The sequence below is a fragment of the uncultured Altibacter sp. genome, assembly GCF_963972995.1.
Taxonomy (GTDB): domain Bacteria; phylum Bacteroidota; class Bacteroidia; order Flavobacteriales; family Flavobacteriaceae; genus Altibacter.
On sequence record NZ_CAXAXI010000026.1, the window covers coordinates 18,137 to 32,730 of the forward strand.

Here is a 14,594-nt window from a genome sequence, read left to right on the forward strand (position 1 = left end):
TAATATTATATATCTTGTTAATTTTCTTAACATTTTTTTTGTATTAGATTCATAGAATCGCCACATTTGTACTACATTCTAAAACAGCGAATATGAAAACAAAACTATTCTGGATCTTTTGTTTGACGTTTCTTAGTATTTCGTTCACTTCTCTTGCACAAGAAAGAACAATTACAGGTACTGTCAGCGACAATTCGGGGCTACCTTTACCCGGAGTAAACATTATATTAAAAGGTACCACTACCGGAGCACAAACCGATTTTGACGGAAATTATTCGATTGTTGCCGACAACGGTGATGTATTGGTGTTCTCCTACGTCGGTTTTACCGCTCAAGAGATTGAGATCACGCCGGCTAGAAGCACTATCAACGTAACTTTGAATGAAAGTGCTTCAGAATTGGACGAAGTGGTTGTAACAGCTTTGGGAATTAAAAAAGAGAAAAAGGCACTTGGTTACGCCGTTACATCTATTTCATCAGAAGACATAGAACAACGTGCTACTGGTGATATCACCAAAATTCTTCAAGGAAAAGCTGCAGGTGTTAATATCATTAATGCCAGTGGTCTCTCGGGTGCAGGTTCTAGCATCACCATTCGCGGACTTACCTCAACCGGTAATAATCAACCGCTTTATGTGGTAGATGGTGTTCGCTTCAATTCAAACACAAACGGAACCGGGTTCTCCGGAACGAGTCGTTCTTTGGATATTGATCCAAATAGTATTGAGACCGTAAACGTTTTAAAAGGCTTAAGTGCAACTACGCTTTATGGTGCGGATGGTAAAAATGGTGTGATCGTTATTACAACAAAAGCCGGTAGTTCAGGGGGTAATAGAAATAAACAAACCGAAGTTACCCTTACCGTCTCTACATTTTATAATGAGATCGCCTCCCTACCCGATTTTACCGACGAGCGCGGACAAGGATATTATGACGCCTATTACAATTTCTTCGGAAACTGGGGCGCTACCTTTGGTAGATGGGACTACGGAAACGTGGATGCCCAAGGACAAATCTCACACCCCTATTCTCTTAATAGTCCTATTTTTAACGATGGGTTTCCGGACCAAGTGGATTCCAGAGTAGATTACAAGAACTATAAATCTCAAGAGAATTTCTTTAGAACAGGAATTGTTAAAAATATAAACGCTAGTGTAAACGGAGGTTCCGAAAATTTTGGCTATAATCTATCTGTTGGTAACTTAGACGATCAAGGATTCTTGCCCGGCAATACCTTGCGCAGAAACACATTATCTGTTGGCGGTAACGGGAACTTGGCAAATAAAATAAATGTTTCGTCAACCCTAAATTACTCACGTGTTGATTTTACTTCCCCCTTTACCGGGCCGATTTTTACCGGTTTATTAAATACTCCAAGAAGTATAGATCTTGCGGGATGGCCTTCACAACACCCGCTTACCGGACAAGAAATTAATTTTCAAAACGACTCTGGTGCTTCCAACCCGTATTGGTACGTTAACAACTCCGGTGTGGAAGAAGATGTAAATCGTATTTACGGTCAAGTATCAGCCAGTGTTAACTTAACAGAATGGCTGTCGGCCACCTATCGTTTTGGAACAGATGTTGGCATTGAACAACGAAAGATCTATATTAATAGAGGAAGTACAGATGCCGCAAACACTACAGGTGCTCTAACAACCAGTGCGCGTCGACAAACACTTTTTACACATGCTTTCTTATTAAATATGGAAGATCGATTTGCCAAAGATCAATTCGGAATTAGTGCAAATGTCGGTGTGGATATCAGCAGAACCGAAGAAACATTCGAGGCTACAAATAGTACGGGACAAACTGTATTTGATGCTTTAGAGCATGATTTTTTTGAAGAGCAATCTGCAATATCGGGCAGATACGCACTAAATAGGCCGGGAATTTTGGCACAAGCAACATTTGATTATAATAATTACTTGTTCTTGACCGCCAGTGCCCGAAACGATTGGACCTCCAATTTTGAGAACAATTCACAGTTCTATCCGGGCGTAGGACTTTCGTTTATTCCCACACAAGCCTTTAAAGGACTAAAAGGCGATGCGCTTAATTATTTCAAAATACGCGCCAATTATGGAACGTCTGCCGATTTCAACGTACCGGGGACCAGTTTATTTGGGTTATTCATACCCTATCCAACCATTCAAACAATCGATTCTAATTCTAGCTCTTTTGTAACCGCTAATGGAGATATTATCAACACAGATGCAATTAGTAATACATTGGCTAATAAAGAATTAGGGCCTGCCTTAATCGAAGAGTACGAGTTCGGGTTTGAATCAAAATTCTGGAAGAATCGTATCTCCTTCGATGCCAGCTATTTCAAGAGAGTGACAAGTGACCTTATTTTCACTAGAAATCTGGATCCTTCTACCGGATTTATTTCTTCTCCCCAAAATGTGAATGAATTTCAAGTGGATGGAATAGAACTTGAGTTAAATATAACTGCCATTAAAACAAATGATTTTTCATTCGACATTGGTGGTAACTTTACAAAGAACGATTCAGAAGTGACGAAACTGGAAGAGGATCGTTTTCCTGTCGCAGTTTTCGGAACACTAGGAAACTATTTAGTAGAAGGACAGCCTGTAAACATTATCTTAGGAGAGGTTATTGCTACCGATGAAAATGGTAACTATCTTACAAACGGTCGTCAGTACGAGATTGCTGATGATATCGCCATTATTGGTGACCCGAACCCAGATTGGATTGCCTCTATGTTTACTGCAGTGCGGTATAAAAACCTTTCGCTTACTGCAAACGTACAATACAGACAGGGAGGTGATATCTACTCCTCTACTGCTCGATCTCTATTGGGACGAGGGCTAACAACAGACGGCGACGGACTTCAAAATGTAGGATATGTCCTCCCGGGAATTAATACAACAACCGGAGAACCGAACGAGGTAGTGATAAGTGCTGGAGATGCACTTTTCAACGAATACAACAACGGGCCGGATCAATTTGGGATTTTCGATGGTACCACTATTAGAATTCAAGAAGTAGCCCTCACTTATCGTTTTACGGATAAGGTCTTAGATCAAACACCTTTCGGCTATTTTTCCATTGCAGTAGTAGGTGAGAACTTATATTACAAAGCATTAAACGCACCGGACGGCATTAATTTAGACACCAACTCTATTGGTACAGGAGTGAATAGCAACGGCGCCGGTATCGAAGGTGGAACCAGCCCTTCATCGCGAAGAATTGGTCTTAGTATAAAAGCATCATTCTAAAAAACATATTATGAAAAAATATATTCACATAAAATTTATCGCATTACTGCTGATGTTTCTCACAGTATCATGCGAAACCATTGATACGAATCTTACCGAAGACCCAAGTAACCTTGGAGCAGATGAAGCAAATATTGAGTTTTTATTCAATGCCAGTCAGCTAGGATTTAACAGTTTCTTTCAAGGACTGCAGTTTAACGTTGCTACGGTGACCCGAATGGAATTGATGCGAAACTCTCCCTTCTATGCAAGTCAATTTGACTCTGATTCTTTTAATGGTGTTTGGATCAATGCATATGCCAACTGTCTAATTGAAACGAAACAATTAAAAGAATTGGCGTTTGCACTGGAAACTGAAGATATCAACGGAAATAATATCATAGCCGCCACCCAGATCATGGAAGCCTATGTAATTGTTACATTGGTAGACACTTTTGGAGATGTCCCCTATTCTGAAGCCTTACAAGGAAGTGACAACTTTAATCCGGGACGGGACGAAGGTAGTGCTATTTATGCCGATGCCAGAGAGCTCCTTTTAAATTCTATCCAACGTATAGATGCAGGGGGAAGTGTAGATTTGCCTTCCGATATATTCTATGGCGGAAATATGGACAATTGGAAACGTCTTGCAAATTCACTCTTACTTAAATTGGCAGTATCATCTAGGCTTAACAATTCAAATGCAGCAAGTCAAGCCAATCAAGTGATTGGAGGAGGAAATTTTATTTCTCAGAACAACCAAGACTTTCAGTTCAATTATTCCGACACGGCTGATGAACCCGAGAGTCGACATCCATTGTTCCAAAGTCAATATGTAGGTGGCGCCGGAATCTATATGGCTGCGCCATTTATTCGAAGAATGCAAGGTGATCCACGCTTCAATTATTATTTCTACCTGCAAAATGGTGAAATATTTGCTCGGGAACACGGCGATGCCGGACCCAATGTTGCTGCAGACTTTCCGCTTATCACAGTTCACGGTCTGTATCCGGTTGGGGGTAAGTATAATGATGGGTCAACAGGTGCAACAAATGCCGGTCAAGGTGCGGCAGGCGCAGGCTCCTCTATTATCATGACCAATGCCTTTACCCAATTCCTTATTGCCGAAGCACAATTAATGCTCAACAACAATAGCGGAGCGGCTTTAACTGCAATGGAAAATGGTATTCGCGCCTCTATTAGTAAAGTAATGAATTTTCAATCTTTTGCGATTCCATCGGGAGCACCTGAACCTACACAGGCTGATGTTGACGCTTATGTAAGTGATGCTATTGCTCGTTTCAATGCTGCTTCAGGAAATGAAGCTAAATTGGATGTGATCATTACCGAATATTACAAATCTGCCTGGGGCAATGGGATAGAGATCTATAATAACTTCCGCAGAACGAGCTATCCCTCAGATCTCGCTCCTTCGGTAGTTCCTAATCCCGGGACATTTACAAATAGCATGTTGTATCCTGCAATTTACGTGAATAACAACAACAATCCGGATGCAGTGCAAAAAGCCTCAGTAGGTGAAAAAGTGTGGTGGGCAGAAGGCACAACATTTAACCTTGACTTTTAAAATCTATCGATATGAAAAAAATTAGTTTTATAATCATGTGTGCGCTTCTTGCAGGAGTATCCTTTTCCTCTTGCAACAACGACGAAACCCCTTTTGGAGATACGATCTTTAACGATCTTTCCAACTATCCGTATGTCGCTATCCAAGACCGAAACGAGGATTTGGAAGGGATCATTGGGAATAATTTTTGGAATTTTAGACTTGTTGCAGAAAACAACGGAAATCAAGTGCGAATCGAATACCGGTCTCAAGACCCTAATATTCTTTCCCATGAGGTATACGTAGGTTTTGACAGCAATGATTCTACTGCACCTTTGGAGACTGATGCCTTGCTGGCAACCATAACGACCTTCCCTACCGAATTGATCTTTACCAAACAAGATGTGGCTACCGCCTTAGGTGTTCCTGTATCGAATTTGGAAACGGGAAGCGTTTATTTTAGAGGTCGCAGTGTCGATGCAGATGGCCATGTTGTGGATGACCCTTCCAATTTTGAAGACTTTTTGGTCTTTGAGCGTCACGCATATTTTTATGAGTGGCCTTTGAACCAATAAGCCCATAAAATTTACTTAATTTTATACCGCTGTTTTGCACTTTAGCAAGCAGCGGTATTTTTTTCAATATGAATAAAAAAGAAAGCACCATATTTGGGATCTACCCTGTTTTAGAAGCAATCAAGTCCGATATTGTTCTCGACAAGGTCTACATTCAAAAAGACAGTCCCAACACGAAACTAGAAGAGATTGTGAATACACTCGAAAAAGAGGGTGTAACCATTAATCACGTTCCGGTTGAAAAACTTAACAGACTTACTCGGGGAAACCATCAAGGTGTTGTGGCCGTAACCTCCCCTATTGCCTTTCACGATCTAGAAACAATCGTGGAAACAGTGCTCTCTTCTAAAAAGATCCCGTTGTTCTTGGTCTTGGACCAAATAAGTGACGTGCGAAATTTTGGAGCGATCCTAAGAACCGCAGAATGTACCGGTGTGGATGCTGTAATTATTCAGAAAAAAGGTGGTGCGCCCGTGAGTGGCGATACCGTAAAGACATCGGCAGGTGCTATTTTCAACATCCCTATTTGTAAGGTAGACCATATTAAAGATGCCATCTTTTACCTTCAAGGTTCCGGTATTACCACAGTGGCTGCCACAGAGAAGACACAAAAAAGTTTGTATGACTTGGAACTCAACAAGCCTCTGGCACTTATCATGGGATCTGAAGGAAAAGGAGTTTCAAAATCTGTATTGCATTTGGTGGATGAGAATGCTTCCCTACCAGTGTTGGGAGAGATCAATTCGTTGAATGTTTCGGTGGCTTGCGGTGCTTTCTTGTATGAAGTAGTTCGCCAACGAATGGGCAATGATTAGACGTCGGTATCTTTGGAAGCATCCTTCCGAAGCGTATAACGCACCGTAATGCGCGGTGATGACTCCATAGGATTTTCATCTTCGGCGAGTCGCTCTATAAAATTACCGTTCTCGTCAAAATGCTTTAAAAAAGGATCGTCTTCTTCGTTATAATCTTTGTCTTCCCATTCGTATTTTTTATTGGTAATAGGGTGTTCCTTAAACAAAAAAGCAAAAGCGATCCCTACCGCAAAACCCGAAAGATGTCCTTCCCATGATATCTTCGGATCTATGGGAAAAACATACCAAAGCAAACTTCCGTAGAGAAAAACTACAATAAATGCTAAGGCTGTAAGCTGATATTGTTTTGAAAATACGCCTTTAAAGAAAAGGAACGCCGCCAGCATATAAACGACACCACTTGCTCCTATGTGCAAGGCCGGTCTGCCAATAAGCCATGTGAGTATTCCCGTAATTAACAACCCAATTATGAGGACTTTCCAGCGGATGCTTCGGTAAAAATAGAACAGCGCTGTAGAAAGCACTAATAATGGTACCGAATTATTAAAAAGATGTTTCAGACTGCTGTGGATCATGGGGCCAAAAATAATGCCTCGCAGTCCTTCCCAACGTTGCGGAAAGATGCCCAAGAAATTAAAATTCCACCCAAAGCGCATCTCCGCCCAGAATACGATCCAAAGAATCGCTACGAAGAGAATGGGGTATCCAATCACTTCGTTCGAAAAGTACAATTGATTCTTTGTCGCCATATTCTTCCTTATTCAAAAAATGCTCCCTTCCTCAAATGTATGATAAATTGTCAGGTTCGCGAAGGGATAAAAATTGTAATTTTACTCCCTTATGAGTGCACCACTGGCAGAACGCATCCGACCGAAATCTTTAGAAGACTATTTGAGCCAACAGCATTTAATTGGTCCAAAAGGAGCCTTGCGTGCTCAATTGGCTTCCGGGATGCTATCTTCCATCATTTTTTGGGGTCCTCCGGGAACAGGCAAGACGACGCTTGCTTCGATCATCGCCCAACAAACCGACAGACCCTTCTACACATTAAGTGCCGTAGACAGTGGTGTAGCGGCCGTTCGCGAAGTTATTGAAAGAGCAAAGAAGAGTGACACCTTGTTCTCAACCAAAAACCCTATTCTATTTATAGATGAGATTCACAGGTTTAGCAAGTCGCAACAGGACTCGTTGTTAGGAGCAGTAGAAAAGGGGTGGATCACACTTATTGGTGCTACTACCGAAAACCCCAGTTTCGAGGTCATACCTGCATTGTTATCGCGATGTCAAGTCTATGTGCTGGAAGCTTTCAGTAAAACCGACCTGGAAGCACTTTTAAAGCGCGCTATTAAAAAAGATACCCTGCTCGCCCAAAAGAAGATCAAATTGCAAGAGACAGAGGCTATCATACGCTTATCGGGGGGAGATGCTCGCAAACTATTGAACATTCTTGAACTGGTGGTGCTTTCAGAAGCGCAAGAACCCATCGTTGTCACCAATGAGATGGTGCAGCAAAAAGTACAGAAGAATACGGTGCTATATGACAAAACGGGAGAGCAACATTACGATATCATTTCGGCCTTTATTAAATCCATTCGTGGCAGCGACCCAAATGCTGCTGTGTATTGGTTAGCCCGAATGATTGAAGGTGGTGAAGATGTGAAATTTATTGCACGTAGACTCGTGATCTTGGCTTCGGAAGATATTGGAAATGCGAATCCTACGGCGCTTGTCTTAGCAAATACTACGTTCCAGTCGGTCAATATCATAGGCTACCCCGAAGCTCGAATTATATTGAGCCAGTGCACTATTTATTTGGCGACTTCCCCAAAGAGCAATGCATCTTATGCGGCTATAAACAAAGCGCAGCAATTGGTGAAGCAAACCGGCGATCTTTCGGTGCCTCTTTCTATTCGAAATGCACCAACCAAACTTATGAAGGATCTGGGTTACGGTAAGAATTATGAATATGCGCACAATTATGAAGGGAATTTCGTGCCACATGAATTTTTGCCTGACGAGATAAAGGGTACTACACTCTATGATCCGGGTGCGAATTCAAAAGAAAATGTACTGCGAAACTACCTTAGGTCACTTTGGAAAGACAAATACGGATATTGAATTCTTACCTTAGTTGTTAACCATTTCGAATGGCATGGGAACAAGTTCTACCATGCCTTCCACTTCGCGTTCAATTACAATGCCTTGGTCCACGATATATCCAATTCCATTGAACATCGTAGTCTTGGCTAAAAAATTATTAGGACGTGAGGTAGGAACCAATTCACCTATCTTCTCATTCTTATATAGAATGGAATAGCCGGCTTCCAATGTTTGTAAGGTGTAGTCGCCATAGACATACATAACATTCCTGTTGATGCTTATTGGTTTGGCTTCGGAAAGAACTACGCTAACATCATTTGGTACTTCTTTTTCTGAAACAGATAAGGTATTGGAAGTTTCGCTTCCTTCCGAAGCTGAAGCAGCAACGGTCAAAACCGCATTAGGATCGAATGTTTTAAATGCATTTCGAAGTGAATGTTGGAACGCTTTCTTGTATTCTTTGAACTTGCTTCGCCCTTTCTCACTTCTATATACCTCATTCCCTTTGCAATCTTTTAAAACTACAGCTGCACGTGTCCAAATAAAGCCCGGTGCCATTTCTACATCTGCCCACAAGACATCACAACGGGGGATGTTAGGCAGTTCTGTTTCGAATACGGCTGTTAGCCCTTTTTTGTTCAACAAGAACTTTGTAAGAGAGTTCATTTGATATTGATCGGGTTCTTTCAAAAAATCGAAGGCGGACGGAACGACTACATAAGAGTAATCAGTTATTTTCTTTTGCGCATTCCCAGTAACACAAAATAATAATGTTACAAATACAACAAGACCAAATCGTTTCATTCTTCGTCAAATTTTATATTAAATCCTAATTGTAAAGATAGGCTTTTTGCCTTTGCAAGGTTTCCATACCGAAGTAAATTGTCCGCCGCTATATAAAAGTTGAATTTACCAATGTCTGCAACCAGTCCTAAACCCACATTTGATGAGGAATAGGGATCTACCGTATACGTTGCCTTGGCCGAAAGATAGTCGGTAAAACGTCTGTAATAAAAAGCTGTTGCTGCTGTTTGTGGCGCCTTTGGTCTGAAGATACTGTAGAGTTGTATCCCAACCGACTGATTCCTGTCAATACTACCGCCGGGATTTCTGCAATCGCACTCTCCTCCCTTCCCTACAATACGACCAAATTTATACGTAAGACCTCCATTTATTTTTAACGGACGCATTTGTGTGTATGAATTGGTGAGTGTATCAATGGGAATTTCACGCTCGATCTCATCCTCTAGATCATCATAGTATGGCAAAGTACCTTGTCCGTCTACGAGCGGCGGAAAAATTAGCTCAATGCCATCGAGTGTATAAGTCCCGCTTGCCTGATAGCTTTCTACATCATTGGAATGAAAAATGGTTCCTAGATCCAAGACACTGGCACTGGCTGTAAGATTATTCGTGATGTCGTAGGTTGCCCCCAAATCGAGTCCCAACCCAATGTTCCCGCCAAAGAAAGCTCTCCCTAAGATCTCATTGGTTACTTGGGAGGCTCCGTCTAAGTCCCGTAAGGAGGCAAATCCGGAAGTTTCTACCGTGACATTGGCATTTTGAACCGTATGCTCATAAATATTAACACTTCCATCGCCCAATCGAGTAACAAATGTTCCGGTATTGTTTGTACTGCGATAGCTTATCATACTGGAGTATAGCTTTGCCCTGGCACCTACAGTGAGTTTATCTGTGATTTGCTTGTTGGTACCGAAATGAAAAACGGTCATGAAGTCGCCTGTTGTACTCACCTCGCCAAGATCGAACTCATAATCTAAATAATCTCTATTTCCCTCCCAGGCCAAGATCGCCAAGTCTTTTGGAAAGTAAAACACAAAGTCGAACTCTTGGTAGATTCCGCCGGAAAAGAAAATGTCATTCTTAGCGCGCCAACCAAAATTTATGAGTTCTAACTGTTCAGTTGCCGTAAAGAAATCTGTGTTCTCCATTTCAAATATCTTGTTTCGTATACGTGTGTTGATATCTACGTTCGACTTACCAAAAATATCATAGACCGAAACACCGGAAGCACCACCGTTAACATGCAGATGCGACAAGAATGGGATCCCAAAATGCATCCGTTGGGGTGCTTTCCCTCCCGGATTAAGCAACAGCGATTGAGGAATTTCCTCAACCCCGTAGATAAGCTGCTTGTTTTGTGCAATAGACGTGAACGCCCATAGGGCGATGATACATGTTACTAGATCTCGCATTGTATTAAAATTCCAGGTAGTAGGTTGTTTTAGATTGTAGGTTCAGGGTTCCTTCCAAGGTTTCGTTGGAAGACGGTATTGTTACCGAAACCACCACTTTTGAAGCTGCTGTCAACCGGGTGATATCATCCCCTTCGACCACTTCTTCAAATTCTGTGATAACAGGATCTTGGGGTGTTCCTTGCGTCACATTGGTTTGTGTGGTATATGTAGTGTCGTTGGTTTCACTTAAAAATTGGAAATCCACTTGAAAGCTTCTAGGAATTCCATTTGAGAATTTGAAATAGAAATCGGCCCTTCGCAAACTTTCTTGAATTTGAGCATCGTCCAAAAAGCGGATATCCGTAGTATCCGTTACGGTGAGAATAGGTGTATTGTTGATAGAATCGAAAAAGTTAGATGCTGTTAGGTTAAAATAGATAAGATCTAATTCAATAACCGGTGTTAGGGCAATATCTTCTGCCTGATCGAAATCGGTGTCTTTTACGCATGCAAAAAACAGCAAACTTACAAATACAGCCGCTACCGGCAATAATAGGTTCTTTTTCATGACTGGGGATTGTTCGTGTAACTAACGGTAATAGGTGCGTAAATATTATGATTACAGATGTTTTTTAATTTCTGAGAGACGCCGGATCGCCCTGTAGCCTTGAGGCACGGTTTCATTTCGGTAATTATAATACAATGTATGCATCCCAATGGCTTCGGCACCCAAAATATCTGCTTCAAACGTATCGCCTATCATGAGACTCACCGAGGGCTGAACAGATGCTTTTTCAAGAGCTCTTTGAAATATAACAGGATTGGGCTTCTTTAACCCTACCTCTTCGGAAGTGGTTACGGTGTTAAAAAAGGGAGAAATACCACTATTCTTAAGCTTTAAATGCTGTACTTGATGAAACCCGTTGGTGATGATGTGTAGCACATATCTTTCGGCTAAATAAGTTAAGATCTCTTCAGTTCCATCGAACAGGTGGTTATCTACGGGCAGTTCTACGATATAGCTTTCAGCCATAAGATCGATTAATTCCAAAGGCAGGCGCATCTTAAACGAGTTAAAGGCATCTGTTAGCCTTCCGCGGCGCAATTCCTCCTTGGTAACCCGGTCTTCCCGAAAACGTTTCCAGTATTCAAAATTAATAGGCTCGTATACCTTTATAAACTGCCCTACATCCATATCGATATTGTGCTTTTTGAATACCCGCTGAAATGCCAGCATCGAATTACGGTCGAAATCCCATAAGGTATGGTCAAGATCAAAGAAAATATCGGTAACGGAAGGACTAGGCATCTGGATTTAATTTTTTGGAGAAAAGCTCACGCCAAATCGTATTACCGATCGTAGGTGTGAAATCTCTGTTAGTGAAAACAATTGAAAATGTGCCGTGCACTTCGGCCACGGAAGTCCACAGTTGATCTATTTTCTTTGTAATGTCTGAGGCATACTTATTCTTGAACGAGCGCGTGGAAGCTGTAATTGGATGTATAATCAAAGGAGTCTTGATCTCGTAATCCAGATCATAGAACAGGAATGGTGTGCAGGTACCTGCCCGAAACCCCGGTTCGTTCTCATAGCCCATGGTAAAATCCTTTTGCACTTCTAATTCTACCAGATTGCGGTACAGTTCAGGTAGATGTACCAAATACTGCGCATTCATGGAGCTTTGCAGGCTTCGGTTAGTGATACTTTCAATTCGTTTCTTTTCAATACGCAACATCTCATAATCCTGTAATGCATCAAAGGAAAAGATAAGACCCACCTCCTTATAGTCTGAAACGTACTTGAGCAACATCTTGAATTTTTGACGATAGGTATTGATGCTTTCTTCAAATACGGTTGCTTCACCCAACAGGAAAAATACGGTTAATTTGTTGGTGCTTCTTCGAGCTTCAGAAATAAGCCATTCGAAGGTATCGAAAGGATCCTGCCTTAGGCCCATGATAACCCGTGACCTTTCAAGTATACGCGACATTTTAAATTGCAGCAAGTCCTTTCCGTAGCCCACCAAAGAGCGAAACGCGCCTCGTTGATTGTAGGCATAGGGCTGTCGCGCTTTCACCAAATTGTGAACAGTCATGCTTTTGGGCAAAAACACAAGACTTGGAAAGTGCTGTAAAAGAACAGCCTTAAACTTATAAGCCCAAATATCTACTACCGGCTGAGAGAGAAACCCGTTATTGAAGGCCAAACTTTCGTTGGCAGGAAAACGACCCATCTCATCTTTTACATGCGGCAGGTATTCTTCAAAACGGCTTAACAGGTAGAATCCTGCCGAAAAGATATCAAAGGGCAGATCGCTCTTTTCGCCCATTGCAAAGAAACATTTGGTCGCCTCCCAATCCTTTACCGCAATATCTTCGCTGTCGATACCTTGCTGCGTAAGCAACCCGTGACTTTGAATAAACAACTCATTTCCCATGGGTTGTTTTCCATAGGACAGTTTTGGACCATCATAGGCAATGAAGTCTTCAATTTGTGATGTAAAATTCACCTCCAAGCCTAGGATCCTGGTACAAATATGCTTAAAGATATAGGTGATCCTGGGTGTGACCTTTTGGGTGTAAACTAATACTGTGGACACTTATAGAAGGTTTTCGTCTGCAAAGCTAAAGTACGCTTTTTCAGTAATTATTAGGTGATCCAATACCTTAATGTCCAAACTTTCTCCCGCTTTTTTTAATTTTTGGGTTAAATCCTTATCGGCCTGACTAGGGTGCAGTGTTCCTGATGGATGATTGTGCGCGACTATAAGTGCCACCGCTCCCAGCTGTAATGCATTTTTAAAGGCCAGTCTAACATCTACCAAGGTCCCTGTAATCCCTCCTTTACTTAATTGTGCGGTTTGTAAGACCTTGTTGGCATTGTTCAAATAGATGATCCAAAACTCCTCGTGGGGCAGTTCAGAAATAATGGGTTGCATAAGCTCAAAGACCGATGCACTGGAATTGATCTTTTTTTTCTGAAGTGCTTCTCCCATACGCCGTCGCCTGCCTAATTCTAGTGCTGCCAAGATGGTAACGGCCTTTGCTTCTCCAATCCCTTTGAACTGTAGAAGGTCACCCAGTTCCATTTTTCCTAATTGGTTCAGGTTGTTATCTACCGAAGCCAAAATACGCTTGCACAGGGCCACCGCACTTTCGTTACGACTCCCCGAACCAATAAGAATGGCCAGTAATTCGGCATCACTTAGAACAGCGTGGCCTCTTTGAAGTAATTTCTCTCGCGGGCGATCCTTTTCACTCCAATGTTTTATCGAGAATGGTGTAGTTATTTCTCCCATATTTTATTCGCTTCTGAAAATGAATACGATTTCAATAAGAATATTGTTTGGGAGTTGCTACCGGTGTTCTTTATGTGGCAGGAGTATCTCAAAGATATAAAACTAAATTTTGTTCGTACCTTTCCTATTCACAAAATGCTACGCGATGAAATCAATTTTCGAAGCAGACGCCTATCAAGAACTTGTAAACCGTCTGGACAAACTCACATCCAACACGCAACGAACATGGGGATCCATGGATGTGGCACAGATGCTGCATCATTGTCAGAAACCTTTTGAGATCCCTTTGGAGAGAACGACTATCAAGAAACCCAATCTCCTGATGAAAATTTTAATCAAAGGGTTTAAACCCTTGCTCTACAATGACAAACCGTGGAAAAAGAACTTGCGTTCCGCCAAAGAATTTGTGGTGACAGAACCCAAAGATTTTGACAAGGAAAAGCAGTATTTGTTAGACCTCATGGCCGAATACTATGCAGAACGCGACCGAGATTCATGGAAACCGCATCCCGGATTCGGTTATTTCACCAACGCCCAGTGGGGGCAAATGCAGTATAAACATTTAGACCACCATTTACGACAGTTTGGAGTTTGATCTTTTGGTGTAATGAATAAGGATTGTAACGCTGAAAAATAGATATGGTATTATTTGTATTCCTTCTGAAAACCACGAGGACCCACGTGCGGGGTGGCAAACTACCTAAAATTTGTAGCTTATGGCACGAATTTTAGGAGTTTGGCGTCAAGATCCTATTGAAACATTAAGACCACCATTTACGACAGTTTGGAGTTTGATCTTTTGGTGTAATGAATAAGGAT

At 41.7% G+C, this 14,594-nt stretch carries 13 protein-coding genes; 6 read left to right on the forward strand and 7 right to left on the reverse strand.

Features of this window, described 5'->3' with window-relative positions:
• Positions 1–92 precede the first annotated feature (92 nt).
• The 4 genes from AACZ11_RS10625 (at position 93) to rlmB (ending at position 6,178) form a co-directional block, all read left to right on the forward strand.
• A complete protein-coding gene (locus AACZ11_RS10625; protein WP_290627923.1) occupies positions 93–3,245 on the forward strand; it encodes a SusC/RagA family TonB-linked outer membrane protein in 3,153 nt (1,050 codons plus the stop codon).
• A 10-nt stretch (positions 3,246–3,255) separates the two neighbouring features.
• Positions 3,256–4,809: a SusD/RagB family nutrient-binding outer membrane lipoprotein gene (locus tag AACZ11_RS10630; protein WP_290627921.1), complete on the forward strand. Its 1,554-nt coding sequence runs from the start codon at positions 3,256–3,258 to the stop codon at positions 4,807–4,809.
• An 11-nt stretch (positions 4,810–4,820) separates the two neighbouring features.
• Entirely contained in the window at positions 4,821–5,363 is a 543-nt protein-coding gene (locus AACZ11_RS10635; protein ID WP_290627919.1) for a hypothetical protein, read from the forward strand.
• Positions 5,364–5,431: 68 nt separating this feature from the next.
• On the forward strand, positions 5,432–6,178 hold the full coding sequence (gene rlmB, locus AACZ11_RS10640) for a 23S rRNA (guanosine(2251)-2'-O)-methyltransferase RlmB (RefSeq protein WP_290627917.1): 747 nt from the start codon (positions 5,432–5,434) through the stop codon (positions 6,176–6,178).
• Here rlmB and AACZ11_RS10645 read toward each other — a convergent pair.
• Entirely contained in the window at positions 6,175–6,927 is a 753-nt protein-coding gene (locus AACZ11_RS10645) for a rhomboid family intramembrane serine protease (RefSeq protein WP_290627915.1), read from the reverse strand. The genes rlmB and AACZ11_RS10645 overlap by 4 nt on opposite strands.
• 91 nt (positions 6,928–7,018) lie before the next feature.
• On the opposite strand from AACZ11_RS10645, the gene AACZ11_RS10650 reads away from it, so the two are divergent.
• Positions 7,019–8,296: a replication-associated recombination protein A gene (locus AACZ11_RS10650; RefSeq protein ID WP_290627913.1), complete on the forward strand. Its 1,278-nt coding sequence runs from the start codon at positions 7,019–7,021 to the stop codon at positions 8,294–8,296.
• Positions 8,297–8,305: 9 nt separating this feature from the next.
• On the opposite strand, the gene AACZ11_RS10655 is transcribed toward AACZ11_RS10650, so the two are convergent.
• The 6 genes from AACZ11_RS10655 to radC form a co-directional block, all read right to left on the reverse strand.
• Positions 8,306–8,944, reverse strand: a complete 639-nt coding sequence (locus tag AACZ11_RS10655) for a hypothetical protein (protein ID WP_339832414.1) — start codon at positions 8,942–8,944, stop codon at positions 8,306–8,308.
• 134 nt (positions 8,945–9,078) lie between these two features.
• A complete protein-coding gene (locus AACZ11_RS10660; protein ID WP_290627909.1) occupies positions 9,079–10,494 on the reverse strand; it encodes a DUF5723 family protein in 1,416 nt (471 codons plus the stop codon).
• 4 nt (positions 10,495–10,498) lie between these two features.
• Positions 10,499–11,044 (reverse strand): hypothetical protein, encoded by a 546-nt coding sequence (locus AACZ11_RS10665; protein ID WP_290627907.1) that lies wholly within the window; start codon positions 11,042–11,044, stop codon positions 10,499–10,501.
• Between the two features lie 51 nt (positions 11,045–11,095).
• Positions 11,096–11,785, reverse strand: a complete 690-nt coding sequence (locus AACZ11_RS10670) for a YjjG family noncanonical pyrimidine nucleotidase (RefSeq protein ID WP_290627905.1) — start codon at positions 11,783–11,785, stop codon at positions 11,096–11,098.
• On the reverse strand, positions 11,778–13,076 hold the full coding sequence (locus tag AACZ11_RS10675) for a hypothetical protein (RefSeq protein ID WP_290627903.1): 1,299 nt from the start codon (positions 13,074–13,076) through the stop codon (positions 11,778–11,780). Before AACZ11_RS10675 ends, AACZ11_RS10670 begins: the two co-directional genes overlap by 8 nt.
• Positions 13,077–13,775, reverse strand: coding sequence for a DNA repair protein RadC (radC, locus tag AACZ11_RS10680; protein WP_290627901.1), 699 nt, complete (start codon positions 13,773–13,775; stop codon positions 13,077–13,079). It abuts the gene before it with no gap.
• A gap of 145 nt (positions 13,776–13,920) precedes the next feature.
• On the opposite strand from radC, the gene AACZ11_RS10685 reads away from it, so the two are divergent.
• Positions 13,921–14,370 carry a DUF1569 domain-containing protein gene (locus AACZ11_RS10685; RefSeq protein WP_290627899.1) on the forward strand — a complete coding sequence of 150 codons (450 nt, stop codon included), beginning with the start codon at positions 13,921–13,923 and terminating at the stop codon, positions 14,368–14,370.
• The last annotated feature ends 224 nt before the right edge of the window (positions 14,371–14,594 follow it).